16 protein-coding genes and 2 riboswitches are annotated in these 25,715 nt (G+C 51.2%); of the genes, 5 read left to right on the forward strand and 11 right to left on the reverse strand.

Features of this window, described 5'->3' with window-relative positions; genetic code table 11:
- Positions 1-7 precede the first annotated feature (7 nt).
- Positions 8-2,530 (reverse strand): 1,4-alpha-glucan branching protein GlgB, encoded by a 2,523-nt coding sequence (gene glgB, locus DWZ76_RS01525; RefSeq protein WP_227589443.1) that lies wholly within the window; start codon positions 2,528-2,530, stop codon positions 8-10.
- A gap of 549 nt (positions 2,531-3,079) precedes the next feature.
- Here glgB and lepB point away from each other — a divergent pair.
- Both lepB and DWZ76_RS01535 read left to right on the forward strand, forming a co-directional pair.
- Positions 3,080-3,592, forward strand: a complete 513-nt coding sequence (lepB, locus tag DWZ76_RS01530; protein ID WP_227589452.1) for a signal peptidase I — start codon at positions 3,080-3,082, stop codon at positions 3,590-3,592.
- 35 nt (positions 3,593-3,627) lie between these two features.
- Complete coding sequence (locus DWZ76_RS01535; RefSeq protein WP_107000817.1) at positions 3,628-4,947, forward strand: aspartate kinase; 1,320 nt, start codon at positions 3,628-3,630, stop codon at positions 4,945-4,947.
- 387 nt (positions 4,948-5,334) lie between these two features.
- Here DWZ76_RS01535 and DWZ76_RS01545 read toward each other — a convergent pair whose 3' ends face one another.
- Positions 5,335-6,981: a DEAD/DEAH box helicase gene (locus tag DWZ76_RS01545; protein WP_107000818.1), complete on the reverse strand. Its 1,647-nt coding sequence runs from the start codon at positions 6,979-6,981 to the stop codon at positions 5,335-5,337.
- Between the two features lie 411 nt (positions 6,982-7,392).
- On the opposite strand from DWZ76_RS01545, the gene DWZ76_RS01550 reads away from it, so the two are divergent.
- Positions 7,393-8,205: an amidohydrolase family protein gene (locus DWZ76_RS01550; protein WP_022359467.1), complete on the forward strand. Its 813-nt coding sequence runs from the start codon at positions 7,393-7,395 to the stop codon at positions 8,203-8,205.
- Positions 8,206-8,301: 96 nt separating this feature from the next.
- Here DWZ76_RS01550 and DWZ76_RS01555 read toward each other — a convergent pair whose 3' ends face one another.
- Positions 8,302-9,960: a hypothetical protein gene (locus DWZ76_RS01555; protein ID WP_118471560.1), complete on the reverse strand. Its 1,659-nt coding sequence runs from the start codon at positions 9,958-9,960 to the stop codon at positions 8,302-8,304.
- 254 nt (positions 9,961-10,214) lie between these two features.
- Positions 10,215-10,294: riboswitch (ZMP/ZTP riboswitch) on the forward strand.
- A gap of 93 nt (positions 10,295-10,387) precedes the next feature.
- Here DWZ76_RS01555 and pflB point away from each other — a divergent pair.
- Together pflB and DWZ76_RS01565 are read left to right on the forward strand one after the other, a co-directional pair.
- Complete coding sequence (gene pflB / locus DWZ76_RS01560) at positions 10,388-12,682, forward strand: formate C-acetyltransferase (RefSeq protein ID WP_118471783.1); 2,295 nt, start codon at positions 10,388-10,390, stop codon at positions 12,680-12,682.
- 2 nt (positions 12,683-12,684) lie between these two features.
- The gene (locus DWZ76_RS01565; protein ID WP_118471562.1) at positions 12,685-13,497 is read left to right on the forward strand and encodes a radical SAM protein; all 813 of its coding nucleotides are present in this window, start codon (positions 12,685-12,687) and stop codon (positions 13,495-13,497) included.
- Positions 13,498-13,692: 195 nt separating this feature from the next.
- On the opposite strand, the gene DWZ76_RS01570 is transcribed toward DWZ76_RS01565, so the two are convergent.
- The 8 genes from DWZ76_RS01570 to DWZ76_RS01605 form a co-directional block, all read right to left on the reverse strand.
- Positions 13,693-14,382 carry a response regulator transcription factor gene (locus DWZ76_RS01570; protein ID WP_022359471.1) on the reverse strand — a complete coding sequence of 230 codons (690 nt, stop codon included), beginning with the start codon at positions 14,380-14,382 and terminating at the stop codon, positions 13,693-13,695.
- A 71-nt stretch (positions 14,383-14,453) separates the two neighbouring features.
- Positions 14,454-15,929 carry a HAMP domain-containing sensor histidine kinase gene (locus tag DWZ76_RS01575; RefSeq protein WP_117796521.1) on the reverse strand — a complete coding sequence of 492 codons (1,476 nt, stop codon included), beginning with the start codon at positions 15,927-15,929 and terminating at the stop codon, positions 14,454-14,456.
- A 268-nt stretch (positions 15,930-16,197) separates the two neighbouring features.
- Complete coding sequence (gene metK / locus DWZ76_RS01580) at positions 16,198-17,385, reverse strand: methionine adenosyltransferase (RefSeq protein WP_022359473.1); 1,188 nt, start codon at positions 17,383-17,385, stop codon at positions 16,198-16,200.
- 78 nt (positions 17,386-17,463) lie between these two features.
- Positions 17,464-17,607: riboswitch (SAM riboswitch) on the reverse strand.
- 96 nt (positions 17,608-17,703) lie between these two features.
- A complete protein-coding gene (locus DWZ76_RS01585; protein ID WP_022359474.1) occupies positions 17,704-18,996 on the reverse strand; it encodes a UDP-N-acetylglucosamine 1-carboxyvinyltransferase in 1,293 nt (430 codons plus the stop codon).
- Positions 18,997-19,286: 290 nt separating this feature from the next.
- Positions 19,287-21,767, reverse strand: a complete 2,481-nt coding sequence (locus tag DWZ76_RS01590; protein WP_118471564.1) for a hypothetical protein — start codon at positions 21,765-21,767, stop codon at positions 19,287-19,289.
- A 335-nt stretch (positions 21,768-22,102) separates the two neighbouring features.
- On the reverse strand, positions 22,103-22,912 hold the full coding sequence (locus tag DWZ76_RS14985) for a hypothetical protein (protein ID WP_182431248.1): 810 nt from the start codon (positions 22,910-22,912) through the stop codon (positions 22,103-22,105).
- A gap of 130 nt (positions 22,913-23,042) precedes the next feature.
- Positions 23,043-23,963: an NTP transferase domain-containing protein gene (locus DWZ76_RS01600; RefSeq protein WP_022358659.1), complete on the reverse strand. Its 921-nt coding sequence runs from the start codon at positions 23,961-23,963 to the stop codon at positions 23,043-23,045.
- Between the two features lie 294 nt (positions 23,964-24,257).
- Positions 24,258-25,499, reverse strand: coding sequence for a family 10 glycosylhydrolase (locus DWZ76_RS01605; RefSeq protein WP_118471566.1), 1,242 nt, complete (start codon positions 25,497-25,499; stop codon positions 24,258-24,260).
- Positions 25,500-25,715 lie beyond the last annotated feature (216 nt).

The following is a 25,715-nucleotide window of genomic DNA, read 5'->3' on the forward strand; positions in this document are numbered from 1 at the left end:
CCTGTACTTACTCTTTTCCCACCTTTTTATCCAGACCTTCTTCCAATCCCGCCTGTCGTCTCGCAATCGAGGACAGACTGATAATCTTGGAGGAAAGCCCCGCCTTCGCCTCTGCCAGCTTATCTGAAATACCCGCCAGGCGTTCTGCTGCCGCAGCAGCTGTCCCCCCGGCTTTTCCATTGAATGCCGCCGCTGCATCCGCCATCATGCTCTGGAGATCGGTTTCAGCCTTTTCTTTTACACTCTTAGTGCTGTGGGTCGTCTTTTTCGCCTTCGCCGGTTTTTCTTTCTTCTCCGGCTCCGTCGGCGTGCAGTTGAAGACGCTGATGCCAAGCGGCGCCAGCTGGATCGTGATGGAATTTTCCTTTCCATCACATTCCTCTGCCTTCGAGGACTTCATACGCGGATTGACCTTTCCGCTTCCGCCGAACTTCTCCGCATCGCTGTTGAAAATCTCTTTGTATTTTCCCTTAAACGGTACGCCGACCGTCAGCTTCTCATGCAGCTGCGGGGCAAAGTTGCAGACAAAGAGCAGTGTCTCATCCGCGCCGCGCCGGAGAAATGCAATGATATTGTCCGCTGCATCCATGCAGTTGATCCACTCGAAGCCTTCCGTCTGATAATCTTTCTGATAGAGTGCCGGATGGCTGGTATAAAAGTGATTTAACTCCTTCACATACTCCTTCATCTGGCTGTGGATCGGATACTGCAGCAGCTCCCACTCGATCGATGCATTCTCATTCCACTCATCCATCTGGGCGAAATCCTGTCCCATGAAGAGGAGTTTCTTGCCCGGATGTCCCATCATAAAACCGTATGCCGCCCGCAGGTTCGCAAACTTGTCCTCAAACGTCTGTCCCGGCATCTTATTGACCAGGGAACCTTTTCCGTGAACCACCTCGTCATGTGAGAAAACGAGGACGAAATTTTCACTGTAGGCGTAAATCATGCTGAAGGTCAGTTCATTGTAGTGGTGGCACCGGAAATATGGATCCTGCTCCATATAGCCCAGAAAATCGTTCATCCAGCCCATGTTCCATTTATAATCAAAGCCAAGACCGCCGTTCTTCACGTCACCGGTAACCTTCGGCCATGCCGTCGATTCCTCGGCAATCAGAATCGCGCCGTCCTTGCGTCCCCTGAAGACAGAGTTCAGATGCTTTAAGAACTCGACCGCCTCCAGATTCTCATGACCGCCGTACATATTGGCAATCCATTCACCCGGATTCTTGCCATAATCCAGATACAGCATCGACGCCACCGCATCAAACCGGATGCCGTCCGCGTGATAGCGGTCCGCCCAGAACATCGCATTCGCAATCAGGAAGTTTGAAACCCCCGGTCTGCCGTAGTTGTAGATCAGCGTACCCCAGTGCGGATGCGCCCCCTGTCTCGGATCCTTGTGCTCATAGAGGCAGCTTCCGTCAAACTGCGCCATGCCCCATGCATCACGTGGGAAATGTGCCGGAACCCAGTCAAGGATAACGCCAATCCCCTGTCCGTGCAGGTAATCCATAAAATACATGAAATCATCCGGTGTGCCGAAGCGGCTGGTCGGTGCGTAATATCCCGTCACCTGATAGCCCCACGAAGCATCCAGCGGATGTTCCATGACCGGCAGAAGTTCCACATGGGTATACCCCATTTCCTTCACATATTCCGCCAGCTTGACCGCGATCTCACGGTAATTGTAAAACTCTGATCCGACAATCTCGCGTCCTCTCTTATCCACCTCGGTCGGTTTTCGCATCCAGGAACCGAGATGCACCTCATAGATCGACATCGGCGCCGTCTTCGTGTCGAGCGCCGCCCGTTTCTTCATCCAGTCCTGATCGTTCCATTTATATTCGTCCAGATCCCAGACGATGGATGCCGTGTTCGGTCTAAGTTCCGCATAGTTCGCATACGGATCCGCCTTCAGCGCCGGGTCGCCGTTCTTGAACTTAATTTCATATTTATAAACAGCGCCCTTTTTTAGCTCCGGGATAAAAATCTCAAACACGCCCGAATCTCCCAACCGCCGCATCTGGCTGCGTCTGCCATCCCACAGGTTGAAATCACCGACGACACTCACGCGCATCGCTTCCGGCGCCCAGACTGCAAAATAGACGCCGCTCACACCTTTGACCGTCATCGGATGCGCGCCCATCTTATTATAAATGCTGTAGTGGACGCCCGCCTCGAATTTCTTCAAATCCGATTCCGTAAACTGCGGTGCAAAGGAATACGGATCGTGTATCTCGCTTAACGTACCATTATCATAAAACACAAGGAGGGTATAATCCGCCAGAGTCTTGCGCGGAATCAGCGCCGCAAAAAAGCCAGTCTCGTCCGCCATCTCCATCTGGTACTGCTTGCCGGTTGCCGAAAGTTTGACCGTAATATCGCGCGCCGTCGGAATAAACGCCTGTACCAGCATTCCCTCCGGCGTCATATGGGCTCCCAGCATCCGGTGCGGGTTTGCCGCTTCCGAATAGACAATTTCTTCAATTCCAGCCCAGTCCATCAGATCGTATAATGTTTTATCCATACATACGCCCCCTTGCGTTCCTTTGTGGTTTTTGGTTTTAGCTTCATTTTAGCATCCCGCGCCCAATAATACAATCATACACTTCAAAACATTTATGAATTTTCCCGAAATTTCGTGAAAAAACTTGATAAATCAAGGCATCTCATATACACTATTATGTCAGAAGGTTACCATTTACAGTAGCCTATTACTGCTCATGCGTTGCACAAACGTTACTGCCGTAGCAGACACCTTTGGAACTGAAAGTGCCATAAGATAACGTCACACAGACAGCAACAGCAGAGAGAGGAGATATATATGGAAGATCAAGATAGAGACCATATTTCGTCCCGAAGCAATTTCTCCGGGCGTTCCGATCAGGAACTGGATGAGATGCTCGATGAACTCCGCGCCGGAAAAATCGGCATCAACCAGCCAGGCCAGAACTCTTCGGAACACGATTTGGAAGATACGCCCGAAGAGAACAACAACGCTTCAGGTACCGGAAATGCCGCAAAATCCAAGAAGGGCAAGAGCCGCAAGGAAGGCTTCAATCTCAAGGACGAGGTCATAAGCTGGATTCAGGTTCTGGTTGCCGCCGCTATTATCGCATTCTGCGTCAACCATTTCATCATCGCCAACAGCGAAGTCCCGACCAGCTCGATGGAAACGACCATCATGGCTGGCGACCGCGTCATCGGCTCACGGTTAAGCTACAAATTCGGAGATCCGCAGCGGGGTGACATCGCCATTTTCATTTATCCGGATGATGAAGCGAAAGGCATCAAAACGTACTATGTCAAACGTATCATTGGTATGCCGGGCGACACGATCGACATCGTAGACGGCAAGGTATACTTAAATGGTTCCGATACACCGCTCGACGAACCGTATCTGCATGAACCGATGGAACCGGAGGAACCGCAGCACTACGAAGTGCCGGATGGCTGCTATTTCATGCTGGGCGACAACCGGAACTATTCCAACGACGCCCGCCGCTGGACGCACAAATACGTCAAGCGCGACAAACTGGTTGCCAAGGTACTGTTCCAGTATTTTCCGAAGATCCAGAAACTGAATTAACCCAATATTTACTTTAGGAAGGAACAAAGAACATCATGAAGAAAGTAGTAAAGTTTGGCGGAAGTTCCCTCGCCAGCGCAAAACAGTTCAAAAAAGTCGGAGATATTATCCGTGCTGATAAATCCAGACGCTACGTTGTACCGTCTGCTCCGGGCAAACGCAACAAAAATGACACCAAAGTAACCGATATGCTCTATGCCTGCTACGAGGCAGCTTCCACCGGCGCAAGCTACGGCAAGCTTCTCTCCGCCATCAAAGAGCGCTATGAGCAGATCATCGACGGTCTGGAGTTGAATTTAAACCTCGATTATGAGTTCAAGACCATCGAGGAAAACTTTATCGCAAAAAAAGGCAGCGATTACGCAGCTTCCCGCGGTGAGTATTTAAACGGTATCATCATGTCCCATTACCTGGGCTATGAGTTCATCGATGCAGCCGAGGTAATCTTCTTTGACGAGAATGGTACATTCCTGTCCGAGAAAACCAATGAAGAGCTGTCCGAACGCCTCGCGCACACTGAGCGCGCCGTCATCCCAGGCTTCTACGGGTCCAATCCGGACGGCACGATACACACCTTCTCCCGCGGTGGTTCGGATATCACTGGCTCCATCGTAGCCCGCGCGATTCACGCAGACCTCTACGAGAACTGGACCGATGTATCCGGTTTCCTGGTAACCGACCCGCGCATCGTGGAAAATCCGGTTCCGATCGAGACCATCACCTACAAAGAACTGCGTGAACTGGCTTACATGGGTGCCAGCGTCCTTCATGAGGATGCCATCTTCCCGGTACGCCGCGAGGGCATCCCGATCAACATCCGCAACACCAACAAGCCGGAGGATCCGGGTACACTCATCGTCGAGAATACCTGCCGGAAGCCGAAATACACCATCACCGGTATCGCCGGAAAGACTGGTTTCTGCTCTGTTACCATCGAGAAAGCGATGATGAACTCCGAAATTGGGTTTGGGAGAAAAGTTCTGGGTGTCTTCGAGGACTGCGGTATTTCCTTCGAGCATATGCCGTCCGGAATCGACACGATGACCATCTTCGTACACCAGTCCGAATTCGAACAGCATGAGCAGTTCGTTATCTCCAACATCCACCGCGCGGTACAGCCGGATTCCATCGAGCTTGAGTCCGATTTAGCACTCATCGCCGTCGTAGGACGCGGCATGAAGTCCACCCGCGGCACTGCCGGACGCATCTTCTCCGCTCTGGCACACGCCCGCATCAACGTCAAGATGATCGACCAGGGTTCCAGTGAACTCAACATCATCATCGGCGTGAAGAACGCAGATTTCGAGGCGGCTGTGAAAGCGATTTATGATATTTTTATTACGGCGGAGCTGTAAGAGCAAATTTTAAAGTTATTAAGATAAAAAGTCATCTTTGAGACAAACAAAACATCTCAAAGATGACTTTTTATAATTTTATCTTTATGATATACTAATACAGCTACCACCCCTAGACAGGTGCAGAAAGGGGGTGTGCCATTTTGAATATATTTCTGTCTTTTCTTGTGTCCGTCGTGGCAAGTGTAATCGCCTATTACATATGCAAGTGGTTGGACGGACATCGTTAGGTAGTCAGCCAGAGGCTTAAGCCACCTCGCCCAAATGGAATAAAATCCCTCAGGTGTGCCCGCACCTGAGGGATTTGTTTTTGTGCCACTTTGAACACTTTTGTCTTTTCGCCTAATGGCATTATAGCATATGCCAAATATAATTTCAATATGCTCTTTACTTCCGGTTCGCCTTCTCCATATGCACGTTCTTGCCCTTGATCTTCGCACCGCGCATCGCCTGCAGTACAACGTCCGCATGCTCTCTCGGCACCTCGACGAATGTGTAATTATCGAACATATCAATACTTCCGACCATACGTCCCGGCATGCCGGATTCTCCGGCGATCGCACCGAGGATATCGCCCGGACGGATGCCCTGGTTCTTTCCGATGTTGATGAAGAGACGCGCTACGTCCTCATTTCTGCCACGGCTTCCTCTGCCGTTTCTTCCACCACGGCTGCGGCGGCTCTCATCCTCGAGATCCTCCAGCTCACGCAGCGGGCGGTTCTCCTCTAAGAGCTCCTCGCCCTCTTCGCCCATCATCATTTTGAGCAGCGCTGCTGCCAGATCGAGCGTCGTGTAGTCCTCTTCCAGCACACGTTTTTCTACAATATCGATCACCTTGCTCAGATCGCTGTCCTGCAGCACCTCGCCCACCTGGTCGAGAATCTTATCTGCCTTGATGGAGGTCACATCGTCCAGAGACGGAATCGCCTGCGGAATGATGCGGGTCTTGCAGTAGCGCTGGATCTCGCGCAGCTTGTAAACCTCTTTGCCGACTACGAGGTTAAACGCCTTGCCCTCGCGTCCGGCACGGCCGGTACGTCCGATGCGATGTACATAATACTCGTCATCCTGCGGTACATCATAGTTGAATACCGCCTCAACATCATCGACGTCGATACCGCGGGCTGCCACATCCGTTGCCACCAGAATGTCCGTCCGTCCGGTACGGAATGCACGCATGACACGGTCACGCTGCTCCTGTTTCAGATCGCCGTGAAGTCCTTCTGCAAAATAACCGCGTCCCTGTAAGCCCTGTACCAGCTCATCGACCTGCTTTTTCGTGTTGCAAAATACCACTGAGAGCTTCGGATCATAGAGATCCAGCAGACGGCACATAACCTCCAGCTTATTCTTCGGTTTTACTTCATAATAATACTGGGTTACCTTCGGAACGGTCAGCTCTTTCTTGACCACGCGCACAATCTGCGGATCTTTCTGGAAGTTCGTCGCGATCCGCTGAATCGCCTGCGGCATCGTCGCTGAGAACATCAGCGTCTGTCTCTCCTCCGGCAGTGCGCTTAAGATGGTTTCCATATCCTCTAAAAAGCCCATGTTCAGCATCTCGTCCGCCTCGTCGAGGACAACCGTGTGGATCTGATCCATCTTGACGGTTTTGCGGCGCATGTGATCCATCACACGCCCCGGCGTACCGATGATAACCTGCACACCATCCTTGAGGGAACGGATCTGACGTCCGATCTCCTGTCCGCCGTAGATCGGCAGAACCTTGACACCGTGCATGTATTTTGCCAGGCGGCGGATCTCCTCAGATACCTGGATGGCAAGTTCACGGGTCGGGCAGAGAATGATCGCCTGCGGCTTCTTATTCTTCGGATCGATCTTCTGTAACAGCGGAATACCAAACGCAGCCGTCTTACCGGTACCGGTCTGTGCCTGTCCGATGATATCCAGTCCCTGCAGTTCCAGCGGAATCGCCTGTCCCTGAATCGGAGAAGCCGCCTCGAACCCCATATCGGTGATCGCACGCATGATCTTTGCATCTAACTCTAAATCTTCAAATCTGATTGTTTCCATTCTATTCCTTTCATTGTCTGATTAACGGTCTGCACATTCCGGAGATACATTTCATATATCATATTAGTTATCTTTTTTGCATTCTTCCGGAATATTTACAAAAAAAGAAAGAGGCAGTTTGCCCCTTTGCAATACGCATAGCTATCACTATACCAGATCATAGTGTGGATGTCAAACAGATGGAGAAAAATTTGACATCCACCCCATTTGGGACTACACTAACAGTTGATTTCATACAGTTGCTGCATGCTCTATGAACCTGCCGGACTGTCACTGCATTTCTTATTTATATACACCCGAAGTTTTGTTGCACCGGATTTTCTCAAAACTTCCAGACATACATCACAGCAGAAAGGAGGACAGCGCCGTTCTTTTTCCAAAAGGTTTTTGATACAGGCGCCTGTTATCATTATGAAAATCATTGATTCACATTTGCACTTTTGTCCCGGTTACCCGCATTTCGATGAGATTGCCATCGAAGCCGGTCATATCAATAACGAAGAGCATCTGCGGGAATGCTTTCAGAAATATAATATCGTCGGCGGCATCGTCATGGGAAACCGCGGCGTTCACCCGGATAATCACACATACCCGGATTTTCTGCGCTATTGCGTCGGCGTCGAAGCACGAAAACTGACGCCGGAAAAGATTCAGAAGACATGCGATCTTGTCGAAGAAAACTTAAAACGGAATACATGCGTCGGCATCAAACTCTATCCGGGATATGATTCCATCTACGTTACCGACGAGCGCTTCGAACCGATCTACGACCTCGCCAAGGCGTATAAAAAGCCGGTTGCCATCCACACCGGACAGACCGCCGGTTCCAAAGCATTCATCAAATACAGCCATCCGCTGACCCTCGATGAAGCCGCCGTCCGCCATCCGGATGTCCAGTTCGTCATGTGCCACTTCGGCAACCCGTGGCTGATGGATGCCGCCGCCGTTGTCGAGAAAAATGAAAATGTCGCCGCCGACCTCTCTGGGCTTTTAGAGGGCAAATTTGACATTCCGGAGTTTCTGGAAGAGCAGAGCGGGTATATCAGCACCCTGAAAACCTGGCTTGCCTACATCCGCGACTATGATAAGCTCATGTTCGGCACCGACTGGCCGCTCGCCAACTATGAAGATTACATCGAAATTACGAAACGGCTGATTCCGGAAAAATACTGGGAAACTGTGTTCTATCAGGCGGCGGAGCGGATTTATCATTGCAATTTTTAATGGATTTTTAGAAATCATAGCTCTTTTAAACCATAAAAAAGATACTGAAAACGGCTTATTTCAGGCTGTTCCCAGTATCTTTTTTATCTCAAAACATCATTCTTTCCCGGCACCTGTCACATCTAAAAATACATCCGCCACTCTTTCCATCCCCAGATACGCATACGGCAGCAGCAGCATAAAATACACCACCGAATACTGCCCCTTTGCCTCCCAGACCAGATGGAACAGGAATCCCCCAATAAACACGATTCCCGGAAGCAGCATCCCCCATCTGTCCGTTTCTCCACGTTCCTGCCTCTCCCAGACCGTTTCCATTCCCTGTTTTTTCACAGCTTTCACAGTTTTTTCTGCCTTTTCTGCTTCTATCCTCTTTTCCCATGTTCGGTTCATCAGGACATGCTTACTTCGGCTTCCTTTGGCACTCATCCCGGCAATCACCCATACACATGCCATCGCATACACAAACGTCTGCACCAGATTCGCCGCAAAAACATAGAGCCGGTTCAGACCCCCTTCTTCCTTGAAAAGCTCCCATGGCGGGCTTCCCTCCGCCCAGGAGGTATTTCCCACCTCCTGGATCCAGAGACTCTGAAAGGTCGGTTCCGCCCAGATTGACTCGATCTTCCGAACAAAGAAATCAGCGGCTTTCGCCGGTTCCTCTGCCATATCTGAAATCGTTTTCCGCAAATCTGCCTGCGCCCATGCGGCCGCCAGATCCGCATCCCCATCTGCCTTCTGAAAGAGTTTTACCTGATAGCCATTGTACCAGCCCGGTCCACGTTTGCTCTCCTCCAGTCCCATCTGCACCCAGGCAATCATCGGCGCACCGTCCGATACCGTGCGTCCGGTCACAGAAGAAATTCCTGTTTGAATCCCCCGGTTTCCAATCACATACACTGTAATCAGAAGCACCGCTGCCACCAGCAGGCGTGCTTTCCTTCGAAAGACTCCCGAGGATGCCAGATACAAAAACAGCGCCACCAGCACAATCTCATAATTCGACTTGAGGATCACCGCCGCCGCTACTGCTGCCGCGCCAATCCAGAAGTCTCTTCCCCGCCCCTCTTCCACATACCGCACCAGACGTTCCATCGCCAGACACGAAAGTCCAAATCCTGGCATCGTGCCGTACACGAAGAGGATATAGAAAGAAAATGGCAGACAGCACGCCATCCACAAAAGCAAGCTGCACCTTTCGTTTCCCCAGACCATCATCCGCTGCAGGCTCACGATTCCCAGAATAAAAAATCCGATATTTAAAATCTGGAAAACTACATACGCCGCATCTCCAAAGAAAAATGCCAGCACTGCCATATAGAGAATCAGCCCGTTCTGAGACGGGTAAGTGTACGCATACCCAAGCGGTCCTTCCGCTGTCCCATATGAATACGCCACCGGCTCCCAGGCGCTGAAATCGCCCTGCAGAAGTCCCTGCGCGGACGCCATACACTGATGGGAGTCAGAACCGCCCCAGGACGGGACAAGGAGAATCCAAAAAAGATAGGCAGCAGCCGCTAAAAGAAGCCACTGGTTCTTCCGGCACTTTCGTTCCTTTCTCCGCCTGTAAAACACCGTCAGTCCAATCACACCCGCACCAAAAAACAGGTGCAGAAACAGACTGTCCCTTCCATACTGTACAATCTCAGAACCTCCATAGACCCGGCAGGTCACAACCGCGCTGAGCAGTGTCAGGAAAAAAAGAATTCCTCCCAACAAAATCCGCACCAGCCCGACACAAAATTTTTCCAGCATTTTCTTCCTCACTTCTGTCATTTCTGTCAAATTCAGGTTTCATCATTACTGTTCAAGCATCGTGCCCAGCAACTTTTTATCCCTTTTTCATTCCCATCTGCCCTAAAACTTTACTCATTTTATCAAGTCATTTGCCAAATGTCCACTCTTTCCGGCACTCTTTTTGTTACTATGAACAGCTACGGATTTGAACCGTTACCTCTTCCCCAAAATATAGCTTGACATTCCTCTTCGGTTCTGATATATCTTAAACATAGCAGTCATACAACTGACGGATAAGTGGATTAACCACATGAAGTATGACTGGAAATTGCCGACCGTCTGGGCGTCACAGCACAGACCGTGGGTATTTTTTTTACTTTTTTTCACTCTCACTGTCTCTGCTGGGATCGAAATTTTTCAACCAGGAGGGAAACACATGTCTGCTATGTATCAAACATTCCAAAACACACCTATCTTCCAAACGGCCTGGAGAGATTTTCTGGGCTCCAAATGGACCGACGAAGTGAACGTCCGCGATTTCATCCAGAACAACTATACGCAATATGATGGCGATGAAAGCTTTCTCGCTGCCCCGACCAGTGCCACTCATCTGCTCTGGGAACGCCTTCAAAAGCTTCAGAAGGAAGAGCACGAAAAGGGCGGTGTGCTCGAATGCGAAACTGAAATCGTATCCAGCCTGACCGCCTACGGTCCGGGATATATCGATCCGGAGCTTAAAGATCTGGAACGCATCGTCGGACTTCAGACCGACAAACCACTCAAGCGGGCATTTATGCCATTCGGCGGAATCAAGATGGCGGAGGAAGCCGCCAAAACCTACGGCTACCATGTCAATCCAAAATTTCATAAAATCTTTACCGAATACCACAAAACCCACAACCAGGCCGTCTTCGATGCATATACCCCGGAAATGAAAGCCGCCCGCCACTGCCATATTGTCACCGGGCTTCCGGATACCTACGGACGCGGCCGAATCGTAGGCGACTACCGCCGGATCGCCCTGTACGGAATTGATTTCCTAATTCAGGAAAAGAAAAAGGATCTGGAACGCTGCGGAAATGGTGCCATGTTTGATGACATCATCCGCCAGCGGGAAGAGCTCGCCGAGCAGATCCGCGCTCTAAAGGGCATTCAGGAGATGGCTGCCATCTATGGTTTTGATATCTCCCGTCCGGCTTCCAATGCCAAAGAAGCCGTCCAGTGGCTCTACTTCGGTTACCTCGCTGCCGTTAAGACCCAGAACGGTGCCGCCATGAGTGTCGGACGCGTTTCCACCTTCCTTGATATCTACATCAACCGGGATTTAACAGAAAAAACACTGACCGAAGCCGAGGCACAGGAATTAATCGACCATATGACAATGAAATTCCGCATGGTAAAATTTGCCCGGATTCCATCCTACAACCAACTTTTCTCCGGCGATCCGGTCTGGGCAACGCTGGAGGTTGCCGGTCTGGGACAAGACGGGCGTCCGATGGTAACGAAAAACGATTTCCGCTTTTTACATACGCTGGAAAATATGGGACCGTCCCCGGAACCAAACCTGACCGTCCTTTACTCTTCCCGCCTGCCAGAGGCATTTAAGAAATATGCTGCCAAAATCTCCATCAACACATCCTCGATCCAGTATGAAAACGACGATGTCATGCGTCCGATCTGGGGGGATGACTACAGTATCTGCTGCTGCGTCTCCGCCACCCAGACAGGCAAGGAAATGCAGTTGTTCGGTGCCCGTGCCAATCTTGCCAAATGCCTTCTCTATTCCATCAACGGAGGCAGAGACGAGAAATACACTACCAAAGACGGACGCCCGATGCAGGTTGGTCCGGCGTATACGCCGATCACATCCGAATACCTCGATTATCAGGAAGTCATGCATAAATACGATCAGATGCTGGACTGGCTGGCGGGCATTTATGTGAATATCCTCAATTTGATTCACTATATGCACGATAAATATTACTATGAATCCGCTGAGATGGCGTTGATCGACACGGATGTCCGGCGTACCTTTGCCACCGGAATCGCCGATTTCTCCCACGTGGTCGATTCTCTCTCCGCGATCCGGTATGCAAAAGTGAAGGTCATCCGTGATGAATACGGCATCGCCCGCAAGTTTGAGACAGAGGGCGATTTCCCACGCTACGGAAATGATGACGACCGCGCCGATGAGATTGCCGTATGGCTGTTAAAAACCTTTTTACATAAAGTAAAAAAATACCACACCTACCAGAATTCCGAGGCAACCACCTCCATCCTCACGATTACCTCCAATGTTGTATATGGCAAGGCAACCGGCGCACTTCCGGACGGACGGCCGGCATTCACCCCGTTTGCCCCAGGCGCAACTCCTTCCTACGGCGCAGAGCAGAACGGTCTGCTCGCTTCTTTAAACTCGGTCGCAAAGCTTCCATATGAATATGCGCTCGACGGCATCTCCAACACAGAAACGATTGCACCGGGGGCGCTCGGTCACTCCGAGACAGAGCGGAAAAACAACCTGGTTCACGTCCTGGACGGATATTTTGATCAGGGCGCGCATCATTTAAATGTAAATGTCTTTGGAATCGAAAAACTGAAAGACGCGATGGAACACCCGGAAAAACCGGAATATGCCAACTTCACCATCCGTGTTTCCGGATATGCCGTTAAATTTATCAATCTGACCAGAGAACAGCAGCTCGACGTGATCGCCCGTACCTGCCATGAGGTGCTGTAACGATGCATACCGGTTATATTCATTCCATCGATACCTTCAGCTCCGTAGACGGTCCCGGTGTCCGCTTCGTGGTATTCATGCAGGGCTGTCTCATGCGCTGCCGCTACTGCCACAATCCGGATACATGGGTACTGCCAAAGGGACTTTCCCTCCCGGACGCCTCCACCCGCACTTCCGGCGCATCCGCTCTTTCCGAAGGTGTTTCTTGTCCATCTAAACACACCGGTTCGCAGGAAATCACCCCGGAAGCACTTCTTCGCCAGGCACTCCGCTACCGGAGTTACTGGCGCGGGGGCGGCGGCATCACCGTCAGCGGCGGAGAACCGCTCCTTCAAGCTGACTTTTTGTGTGAATTTTTCCAGCTTGCCAAAGAACAGCACATTCACACCACACTGGACACCGCGGGACAGCCATTTACCACCGCCGAACCTTTCTTTTCCCGCCTGACCACGCTTTTAGAGCACACCGATCTTGTTATTCTGGATCTGAAACACATCGATCCAGAAAAACATCGTCTTCTGACTGGGCACTCCAACGAATCCATTCTTTCCTTTGCCCGGTTTTTAGACCAGATTCATAAGCCCATGTGGGTCCGGCATGTTTTAGTCCCCGGCATTACCGATGATCCAGCCAACCTGCATGGAATCCGTGCATTTCTGGACACACTTTCAAATGTGGAAAAGGTAGAAATTCTCCCCTACCACACGCTCGGCATCTATAAATGGGAAACGCTTGGCATTCCCTATTCCCTGTCCGGCATCCGTATCCCGGACGAAAACGATCTGAAGCGGGCAAACCAAATCCTGTTGGAATAAAAACGAATGTGCCTTGGCACATTCGGGCGTCTCGCGCGGTCGCTTGCGACATGTTTCTGCTTCGCGCGAGTGCGCATCCTCGCGGAGCATTTTATATTTCATAGGACGCAATTTCCTATGAAATATAAAACGGCCCTTGGAAAGCGCTCCTGTTTGCGTTTCCCAAGGGTCGTTTTTATGTGGCTTATCCAGTCATCAGACTTTAAACCGGTATCCAACGCCCCATATCGTCTCAATATACTGCGGTTTCGCCGTGTTGAACTCGATCTTCTCACGGATCTTCTTAATATGCACGGTAACCGTCGCGATATCTCCCAACGACTCCATATCCCAGATCTCGCGGAAGAGTTCTTCCTTGGTAAATACATGGTTCGGGTTCTGTGCTAAAAAGGTCAGCAGGTCAAATTCCTTCGTCGTGAAGTTCTTCTCCTCGCCGTTGATGTAAACGCGGCGGGCAGTCTTATCAATCTTGAGTCCCCGGATCTCGATGATCTCGTTTTCCGGCATACCGCTGCCGATCAGGCGCTCATAACGCGCCAGATGCGCCTTGACACGCGCCACCATCTCGCTCGGACTGAATGGTTTCGTGATATAATCGTCCGCGCCCAGTCCCAGACCGCGGATCTTGTCAATATCGTCCTTTTTCGCAGATACCATGATGATCGGTGTGTTTTTTACTTCCCGGATCTTCTTGCAGATCTCGAAGCCATCGACCCCTGGCAGCATCAGATCAAGAATCAGAAGGTCAAAATCTTCCTCCATGCCGCGTTTCAGTCCCGTTTCTCCATTATTTTCTATCTCAACCTCAAAACCAGAAAGCTCCAGATAGTCTTTTTCCAGCTCTGCAATACTCTCCTCGTCTTCTACGATTAATATTCTGCTCATCTGTGAATTCCTCCTGCTGTTTTTATTTAAACGACCAAACTTCAAATCACTATGCCCCGACATACTTGCCACTATGCCCCGACATACTTGCGCAAAACGAAATGGATCTCCGTTCCGATGCCTTCCTTGCTGGTCGCCCAGATGCGTCCGCCGTGATCTTCGATAATCTTCTTTACGATCGAAAGCCCGATGCCGCTGCCACCCTTGGACGAATTTCTCGACGAGTCCGTCCGGTAGAAACGGTCGAAAATATACGGCAGATCTTTCGCCGCGATTCCCTTTCCGTTGTCCTCGATGATGACCTGGATAAAATCGCCGTCATCCTTGATGCGGATATTTAAAATACCCTTTTTCTTGTCCAGATATTTGAGCGAATTTCCGATAATGTTGTTGATCACTCGCTTCATCTGCTCCGCGTCCGCGATCACGACCACATCCTCGTCCACATAGTTGAAATATCCCAGCTCGATGCCGCGCGTCTCCATATCCAGACCAACTTCCTCAACACAATCACCAAAATATTCCGCCACATTGATCTTTGAAAAGTTGTACGGAATCTTGTTCGTATCAATCTTCGAATAGAACGTCAGCTCGTCAATCAGTCGATCCATATCGTTTGCTTTATTATAAATCGTCCGAATATATTTATTCAATTTCTCAGGTGAAGAAGCCACGCCATCCTGAATGCCTTCCACATACCCCTTGATCGCCGTGATCGGAGTCTTCAGATCATGGGAAATATTGCTGATCAGCTCTTTGCTCTCCTTGTCGTACTGGAGTTTTTCTTCCTGCGATTCCTTGAGACGCAGACGCATCTCCTCAAAATCCTGGCAGAGCATTCCGATCTCATCTTCATCATCCACATCGAGCGTAAAGTCCAGATTTCCATCCCGGATCTGCTTGGTCGCCTCCTGCAGCTTGTGCAGCGGACGCAGCAGAGAACGGTAGATCCACATGATCAGCAGACCGCCCATAAAACTGATGATCAGCACGCCGAGAAGCAGCATCTCTCCGAGCAGCGCCTTGATCTCCGGCACATAATCCCCGACGTTCGTCACGATGAACACACTGCCCTGTGAATCATCTGAAAACCGGAAATCGATCTGTTTGACCAGATGCTGTTCCTCGCCATCCATGTAAATACTGCCTGCCATACTTCCCTGATCACCGTACGGCGCCAGCCGTTCGCAGAGCTCGCGTCCATCCTCGCTTCCGCAGAATGTGATGTTCTTGCCCTTGCGGATGACCAGATACGAATATTTATCGCGCAGTTCTTCATTGACCTTGTTCAAATAAGCCGGTTCTTCAAATAAATCTGTATTTTCCCCGACTGCCTCGCGGATCTCCTCCTGGATTCCCTGCGTCAGCCGGTTAAACACCTGTGTCTGATTGCCGGAGAGCAGATCGATCTGCTCCGACAGCCCGTATGTTTTCTGAAACAGATGCTCCTGATAGTTTACGAGTCCGAACGCCGCCACAAATATGAGCACAATCGGAACGACCGTAATCGTCACAAAAGCAATCGCCAGACGTGTGCGTATCTTCATCCTATTTCCTCCAGTCATTGCCCGGTCTGATACCAGATTGCCCCTACAAAAATCCTCCCGCAAAACTGCGTCGGACTTCTGCGCTTTTGCTCCTGATATCTTCCACAAATAGTGTATCATATTTTGCAGATTACGTCTCTAAAAGTATTATAAATAAAAAAGCATGTGCCTTTTTGTATAATAAAAGAGACTGCCGCAAAAGCGGCAGCCCCCTCGTTCTGATCTTATGATTTTTTACGGGCAGATATCCCAGCAGCGTTTCCTACTCTTACAGATACGCCTTTAATTCATCCACCTTATCCAGCTTCTCCCACGGAAGATCCAGATCGTCGCGGCCGAAATGTCCGTATGCAGCCGTCTGTTTGTAGATCGGGCGGCGCAGGTCAAGCATCTTGATGATGCCAGCCGGACGCAGGTCAAAGTGCTTGCGGATCATCTCAACCAGCTGATCCTCACGCAACTTGCTGGTTCCGAATGTATCTACCATGATGGAGGTCGGCTGTGCAACACCGATCGCATAGGAAAGCTGAATCTCACATCTGTCTGCCAGTCCAGCTGCTACGATGTTTTTCGCAACATAGCGGGCTGCGTATGCAGCAGAACGATCCACTTTTGTGCAGTCTTTTCCGGAGAATGCGCCGCCGCCGTGACGCGCCATGCCGCCGTAGGTGTCCACAATGATCTTACGTCCGGTCAGACCGCTGTCTCCATGCGGACCGCCGATAACGAAACGTCCGGTCGGATTGATAAAGAATTTTGTATTCTCATCAACCATCTCTGCCGGCAGAATCTCGTCAAATACATATTTTTTAATATCCTTATGGATCTGCTCCTGGGTTACTTCCTCGTCATGCTGGGTGGAAAGAACCACTGCATCCAGACGGGATGGTTTGCCGTTCTCATCGTACTCTACGGTTACCTGTGTCTTGCCGTCCGGGCGCAGGTAGCGCAGGGTTCCGTCTTTGCGGACCTTGGTCAGCTGGCGTGCCAGTTTGTGTGCCAGATAAATCGGATATGGCATATATTCATCCGTTTCGTTGGTCGCATAACCAAACATCATACCCTGATCGCCGGCACCGATTGCCTCCAGCTCCTCGTCGGTCATCTTGTTCTCTTTTGCTTCCAGCGCTTTATCAACTCCCATCGCGATATCCGGGGACTGCTCGTCCAGTGCCACGATCACGCCGCAGGTATCACAGTCAAAACCGTATTTCGCACGGTCATAACCGATCTCACGGACGGTATTGCGGACTACCTTCTGGATATCCACATAGCCTTTCGTTGTGATCTCGCCCATAACCATAACCAGACCGGTTGTCGTCGCCGTCTCACAAGCCACACGGCTCATCGGATCCTGCTCTAAGAGCGCGTCCAGAATCGCATCGGAAATCTGATCACACATTTTATCCGGATGTCCTTCGGTTACTGATTCAGATGTAAAAAGTAATCTCTCCATATTTCCTCCTTTGATAAGTTTGTCGTAAGACATAAAAAAAGTCCGCAGCAACACGGACTTGATTATCTCGATCAAATCCTCTTATTGCTCGATAAACCGATCTCCCGGTTCCTCGCTCAGGCTGGCACCTTCCGTTCCCTGCTGAGACCAATTTTCAGTCCCATGTAACGGGGTTGCCGTGACTTCATAGATCCTTTGTATCTCCATCACTCTGAATAAGGGATATATACGAACTTTTTAATTGTTAAAAGTTTCAACAGTACGATAACATACTCCGCGGTGTCTGTCAAGCAATATGTGACACCGCATTCTTTTTTATCAGCCCACTTTGAGTCTGAACTTCTGCGCCTCTTTCTCAGAATCGACTTTCTCGATCACCGCGCCAAGTCCCTGCAGCTTCTTCTCAAAATGCTCATAGCCTCTCTGGATATAACCGATCTCATCGACAGTCGTATATCCTTCCGCTGCCAGCCCCGCAATGACCAGGGCAGCGCCTGCGCGCAGATCTGGTGCCTCCACCTGTGCTCCGGTCAGCTTCTTCACGCCGGTAATGATCGCGGTATTGCCCTCTACCTTGATGCGTCCACCCATGCGGGCAAGTTCGTCCACATATTTAAAACGGTTTTCAAAAATACTCTCAGTCACTACACTGGTTCCCTCTGCCAGTGCCAGTGTCACAGTGATCTGCGGCTGCATATCAGTCGGAAATCCCGGATACGGAAGTGTCTTGATATCGGTATGCACATGACTCGGGCGTCCCACAACACGAACCGCCTCATCAAACTCCGTCACCTCACAGCCCATCTCGATAAGCTTCGCAGAAATTGCTTCCAGATGCTTCGGAATGACATTCTGTACCATCACGTCGCCGCGGGTGATCGCTGCCGCACACATAAATGTACCTGCCTCGATCTGGTCCGGGATGATCGAATATTCGGTTCCATGCAGCTTGTGGACGCCGCGGATGCGGATCACGTCGGTTCCGGCACCCTTGACATTGGCTCCCATGCTGTTTAAGAAGTTCGCCACATCGACGACATGCGGTTCTTTCGCCGGATTCTCGATGATCGTCTCGCCCTCTGCCAGCGTCGCTGCCATCATGATATTGATCGTCGCGCCGACCGACACCATATCCAGATAAATATGGGTACCAACTAAATCAATCGCATGTGCGAGCACCGCGCCATTTTCCACCTGCACCTTCGCACCGAGGGCACGGAAGCCCTTTAAATGCTGGTCGATCGGACGGCTGCCGATGTTGCATCCGCCCGGAAGCGGAACCTGTGCGCTTTTGTACTTGCCAAGCAGGGCGCCAATAAAATAGTAGGAAGCTCGGATCCGGCGGATGTACTCGTCATCCACATGGATCGCATGAATCCCCTTCGCATTGATGCGGACAGTGTGCCGGTCAATCCGGTCTACCATCGCGCCAATCTCCGAAACAGCCTCCAGAAACACGTTGATATCACGCACGTCCGGCAGATTTTCTATTAAAACATCCTCGTCAGTCAGAATCGATGCCGCCAAGATTCCCAGCGCCGCATTCTTCGCTCCGCTGATAGTCACTTCGCCTACCAGCGGATTTCCGCCCTTCATAATAAATTGTTCCATTCTGCACCTCAAAATCTATTATCTTACGATACTTACACGCGCCAGACGGCGCCTCAAATCTTTAATATTTTCTTAAATTTATATCACGTTATCTACATGATTATATCATAACATCTCAATTTGTAAAGCACTGGCTTTCCGTTTATTACTGTTCACGCATATGTGCCCAGTAATGGAATTTGCCGTGGCTTCGTATTTTAATACGGTAAATTCCTGCTGCCACCACGTTTTCTTACGGCACTTTCGGTTCCAAAAGTGCCTACCCGTGAACAGTAATTTCCGTTTTTCCCTTAATTGGAAAGGAAACAAATGAAATCATTGCCTCCGTTTCCCTCGAAAAATGCCGCTGCATCGTTGAGTCCCATCTTATCCGTGTAGGCAAATTCCGTGCCCGGATACCAGAGACAGGAGATGTTGTACGCGTCGTATCCACAGATCAGACCATAGCTTCCGTCTCCCAGATATGCCACCACCGGCATGCCCGCGTAGACAAAGTAGAGAATCTGGTTCAGCGTCAGCCCGCGTGCGTCGATTAACTCTGTGCCATCCGAAGAGGTCGTCTTTCCGTCCGCCATATCCGACAGATAGCGGCTGACGGTTCCCGCCATATTCTGAACGTCGCGGATCGTCTTCGCGTCGCTCCGGTTTGCTCTCACCCAGACAACCCGGTCATTTTCATCCGTTACGAGTCCCATGCCATCGTAAGCTGCCTGCACCGCGCTGGAAAATTCCGCATATGAGCCTTTCAAGCGTCCCTCGCTGTAGGCACTGTAAATCCGCTGTGCAGCCGCGCCATTGTTCTGAAGCACAATCACATCATTTTCTTCTGCTGCCACCTGCTTCGGAACATGCACCTTCGTGCTCCGTGCCGTCTTGCCTGCATCCAGCTTGACGCAGTAGAGACGCCCCTTTGCACTGTCATTTAACGTAGCGATTCCATCCAGTGGATCTTTCGACACTTCCTCATTACAGACCAGCGTGTCCTCGTCCATCGGCTGATAGCCGCTTCCTATCTGGCGCATCCGTGACAGATGAACCCGGCTGTCCTGAATCCGCACATCCACCAGGCTGACACCCGGCTTCTCATAGCGGGTCTCCATCTCCATATTGCTGCCGACGATCTCGACCGCATACAGCGGAAGCCCCGTCACGCGTCCATCCATCGTAAGCTGCTCGTTCGGATGGGCAAGCCCGTAGACTAAGTCGGTTCCGACAAATCCGATCAGCCGGATCACGGTCTGATCCGGGAAGGAAATCTCATCCTTCTTGCCTGTCTCCAGATTCATGACATGCAGCTTGGTCGAACGGTAAATATCCGCCCCATCCTGCCACGCAATCCGAGAGGCATCCGTGCTGACTGCAAAATTTTCCTCCGTCAGGCCATCTGCCACCACCATGTACTCTTTTCCCGTCAGATCGACACTGTAAACCGCATGGTTCATCAGCACATACAGCGTCTGCCCGCCGCTTAAGTAGCACAGCTGGTTGATATCCTGGCGCAGGTTGCCGTAATCGGTCGATGCCGGCAGATACAGCCGCTCTGTCAGGGCATTTCCCGCAGTCTCATAGCGGTATAGCGCGATTCCCGTCGTTCCCTCGTGGTTACCGCGGCTCATATAGCCGTACACGGCAAAATCAATCTGGCCTGCCTCGCTCACATCCAGAATCTTGATTCCGTAGGTATCATAATTGACCCTCGTATCATTCTCGCTCTTGCGGAACGCAAATACCTTTGTGCTCTCTTTTTTTCCTGTATCATAAATCCAGAGCGCCCGGTTTGCCACAAAGGCACGGTATTTCCCCGCTTCATCCTGCATCGACTGCAGATCCTCCGCATCCGAAACCCCCAGCTGAATCCGGTCGCCAGAATAGGCGCTGCTCTCCCCCGTAAAAATCTGGTCCGCGCGGCGGTCATAATTCATCATGTAGATGCGCTGTGCGCCCAGCTTCATCGTGAAGCTCTCGATCACATCGTAATAAGCAGCCGCCTTGCCATCCTTCATCTCACTTACAACATACTTTAAATCGATCGTCCCAATGATGCCCTGCAGCTCCCGCAGATGAATTTCCGGTTCGCTGACCCGCTCCATCGAAAGCCCTTTCCAGGTCAGCTGGCTGAAATCGCTTTTTAACGTCACATGTCCCAACGAACTGTTATCCGCATTCGGATCCGTCTCCAGATAGGTCGTCAGCTCCCTCGCTGAATCATAATCAAACGTCTTTTCAGAAAAGGACACCGCCAGATCGACCATCTCCTGCACACGGCTCTCCTGCTGCCACATCACGCGCGTGTAAAAATAGATCGCCGGGTGCTTTTCCGTCGCGATCGCAATCGTTAAGCGGTATTCGCTTTCCTCCGTCAGAAGGTTCTGGATCGGAAGCTCCGCAGAAACCTCTTCCCCTGACTGTTCCCAGTGGTCAAGCGTTGTCCGTTCTACCAGACGTTCGCCGTCCAGACTGCGGATCTCATACTGCATCCCCGTAATCTGGGAGTCCAGCTTGTCGATCGTCACCGACAGTTTCCGGTCTGCCGGAAGCAGCGTCAGATCCCCGCGTCCAGCCGCTTTCTGGCTGTCCTCCACGAAACCGTCCAGCTCGTTCATCCGCCGTCCCAGAATATTCACATAAGCGACTGGAAGGTTCGCGTCCTCAATCGAGGTATAGACTGCCCCATCCTCCCGCAGCTGCATCCAGGACCAGGTAAAATAACCGGCTGCTGCCAGCACAAATAAGATCAGTAAAATCAGTATCTTTTTCAAGTTTTTCTTCATATATCAAATCAATTCCTTTTATCGCTCCACCATACCAGTTCCGTATCTTCACAGGTACAGGAAAATCTACCCGCCGAACTGTTTCCGTTTTGTCATGCACGCCAAAAACTGCCGCAGGCACCCATCTGTCCCGGCGGCAGCCTTTGTTTCAGTATAACACAAGCAGGCTCCAAATTCCAGAATTTCTATGATTTGTAAGAACTCCAATTGTGTTACTGTTCACGCATACGTGCCCAGTAACCCGATTGTTCTTTTTCCAAATCGGTAAAATTCGTTGTCACACCTGGATGTTACCGCATTTTAATTCAGAAAATTCACACCTGAAAATTGCCATTTCAGCACTTCCGACACCGTCTTCGCTCCTGCAGCTCATTCATTAATAAAACCTGAAGAAAATCCTGAAGCGGCGCTCCCCACGGATTCCCCGGTCTCCCCGGACGCGGTCCCGGCGGCGGAGGCGGCGGTCCCCACGGATTTCCCGGTCCTCCCGGGCGCGGTCCCGGCGGCGGGGGCGGCGGTCCCCACGGATTTCCCGGTCCTCCCGGGCGCGGTCCCGGCGGCGGGGGCGGCGGTCCCCACGGATTTCCTGGTCCTCCCGGGCGCGGTCCCGGCGGCGGAGGCGGCGGTCCCCACGGATTTCCCGGTCCTCCCGGGCGCGGTCCCGGCGGCGGACTCCATGGACGGCGCTCCTGCGCGGTCAGATTCGGCTCATCCGCCTCCCACACCATATATCCAGCGTTTCCGCCCTTCTGTTCGCCCCGAAGTGGTCCATACCATACATCATTTCCAGGAAGATGCGGCTGTATGCTGGTTCCCGCCAGATTCTCTTCTCTTTCTCCACCAGGAGAATCTATTTTCAGGGAATTTTCCACCATCGCCGTTCCTTCTTCTGTGGATACGGTGCCCACGTCCGCCGCCTTTATATAGGTCGTCAGTGTATCCGTCCTTTCCGTTCCAGCCGGATAAACCTTCTGCCATTTTTCCAGTGCCCGTTTTGTCAGTTTTTCCAGAAAGATCCGATCCGGATATTCATCATAGATGGGACTCCCCTCATACTCCAGCTCATCACAGACCGCTTCCACGCAAAGCTGCATCTGCTTACATGCAGCCGGATAAAGACTCTTAAAATATGCAAAATCCTGCATCGGACTGCCATTCCCCCTTAATTCAAGGCTTACATGGTATCCTATGCAGGATTTATGCGTATCATGTTATTCTCACGTACCGTTTTTCACGTTATCCTCTGCACAGCCGAATCAACTGTTCCTCAAATTATCAAAACAGTTTTTCCGGGTACACGCCCTCACGGATCAGCGCCCGGATCGACTCCGTCACGCTCTCCTTATCCTCACGGTAGGTCACACCAAACCAGCAGTCGTGCGTCTCCAGAAGTTTCACCCTTGCGCGCCCGTCGTGGATCATCTGATCGATAATCGTCGGAAGCAGGTACTCCGACTTCACGTCGCCCTCTTTCAGCCCCGCAAGAAACTCTGGAAATCCTTTTTCCAGCTCCTCCACAAAGCCCGGTGTGAGTCCCCACATATTCATCGATACATGCTGGTTCTCCTGAACCGAAACCGGATTCCCCTCTTTGTCCGTCGCCGTCATGCCGTCCGCTGTCTTCTGGATATTGTAGGTTTCGGTTACGCGTTTTAAAATCTCTCCCTCGCCCACCTCACAGACGCCGCGTGTCACGCCGCCGTTCTCGCTGAGCGTATTTGCCAGAATAAAGCCGCCCATGCAGATATCATACACCGGTGCGTTCACGTCCATCTGTTCCACCATGTATGTATGAATCTTTCGGAACACTTCTTTTCCATAATAATCATCCGCATTGATCACCAGAAATGGCTCTTCGACCAGTCCGCGAATGCTCAAAATCGCCTGTCCAGTTCCCCACGGTTTTTTCCGGTCTGCCGGGACACTGAATCCCTCCGGTACATCCGAAAGCTCCTGGAATGCGTATGTCACCGGCGCAATCTTCTCAATCCGGTTCCCGATCACTTCTTTGAAGTCCTCCTCCAAATCATGACGGATCACAAAGATAATCCGGTCAAATCCAGCTTCCAGCGCGTCATGGATAGAGTAATCCATAATGATCTCCCCATTCGGACCCACCGGCTCCAGCTGTTTGATCCCTCCGCCAAAACGGCTTCCGATTCCGGCTGCCATAATGACAAGTGCTGTTTTTTTCATCTTCCCTCTCCTCGTCCGTATATTTGCTGCCATCTGAACATTATGTAAACAACAACATTTTTACTGCAATCGTATGTCCAGTATAGCACAGAACCCCTGTGGTTGCAATCATCCACAGGGGTTTCCATTTCCCCAACAAGGTATCATGGTTACCGTTCACGGGTAGGCACTTTGGGAACCGAAAGTGCCGTAAGAAAACGTGGTGGCAGCAGGAATTTGCCGTATTTAAATGCGAAGCCACGGCAAATTCCGTTACTGGGCACGTATGCGTGAACAGTAACTATCTGGGAGCACTTAATGGAACAGCGCCGTCACATTCGCCACTTCCTCCGCTGCCGCCGCACGCGTCAGGGACGATAAATCATAGAAGCAGTAACCGCTCACCTGTCCGGTTGCCCGTCCAGCCTGCACCTCGCGCTTCATGATATCATAATACCGCTGCCACTCCGGCACCTCGTTGCCGTCCACTGCATCTGTTCCGGTCTTATAGAGCGCCAGACCGACATACAGCTTCACATTGCCCTTCTTTTTCAGCGTCACCCACTCATTCAGGCAGTTTGCAAACGCATAGCCCGCTGCCTGGCCGTTCTGCTTCGCCTCAAATCCCCAGTAAATCTGCGGCATCAGGTAATCCACATAGCCGCTCTGGGTCATCCACGCATCCACATCTGTAAACTGGCGGGTATCTTTTCGGAGGTTCTGTAAATATCCCTCCGGGCTGATACCGAACAATGCCTGCGGACGGATCGACTTGACCGCACTATAAACGCCCCTTACCAGCTCATTGACATTATTCCGTCTCCACGCCGCCACACTCAGCGATGTGCCGCCCGCCTGGTACTCTGGATAATCAAACCATGTTTCCGCCTTGCTGTCATCGAGATTCGGATAGAAATAATCATCAAAATGGATGCCGTCCACCTCATAATTCGTCACGATCTCTTTCACACCGTCAATAATCAGCTGGCGCACCTGCGGAATCGCCGGATTGTAATAATACTCACCATTCTGGCACAATACCCACCGGTCATTCGAACTGTCCCCGTCCTTCGCCCACGCGATCGCCGGATTTGACGCACACAGATCCGAATAACGGTTCAGATACCCCGTGATCCGGTACGGATTGATCCACGCATGAAGCTGCAAGCCCCGCTGATGCGCCGCCTGCACCGCATATGCCAGCGGATCATACCCCGGATTCTTTCCCTGTTTTCCAGAGGCAAATTTCGACCACGGGAAATACTGTGACGGATACATCGCATCTCCATCCGGGCGAACCTGTAGGAAAACCGCATTTAACCCCTTCTGTACACAGAGGTCCAGTGTCTGATCCATCGCTTTCTTATATCCAGCCTCATCCTTCGCCCATCCATTCCAGTCCAGATACGAAACCCAGACACCTCTCATCTCTCCACTTCCAGGACTGCCGCCCGATACCGGACCCGCATACGCCTTCGAAACCGGCAGGAACAACATCCCCACCGCCAAAAGAAATGCTGCCACCCAGCCGATCGCCCTCTGTACCTGCTTTGCCATGCAAAATTCCTCCCCTCATTTCCTCCTATTCTACCAAATATTTCCAATAAATACTTTACTTTTTTCTGTCTCTTTTATTTTTCCAATACACAGGGACGAGCCCGCGAGGTCCGAACCGCCTTTCATATATCTTTGTACGCATCTTGAACACAGGTGTCCGAACAGGACGGACGCAGTCCGTCATGGGCGAACATCTGTAGTGAAAGCAAGCGAACA

The sequence above is a fragment of the Clostridium sp. AF35-15 genome (assembly GCF_003477745.1).
GTDB lineage: Bacteria > Bacillota > Clostridia > Lachnospirales > Lachnospiraceae > Otoolea > Otoolea fessa.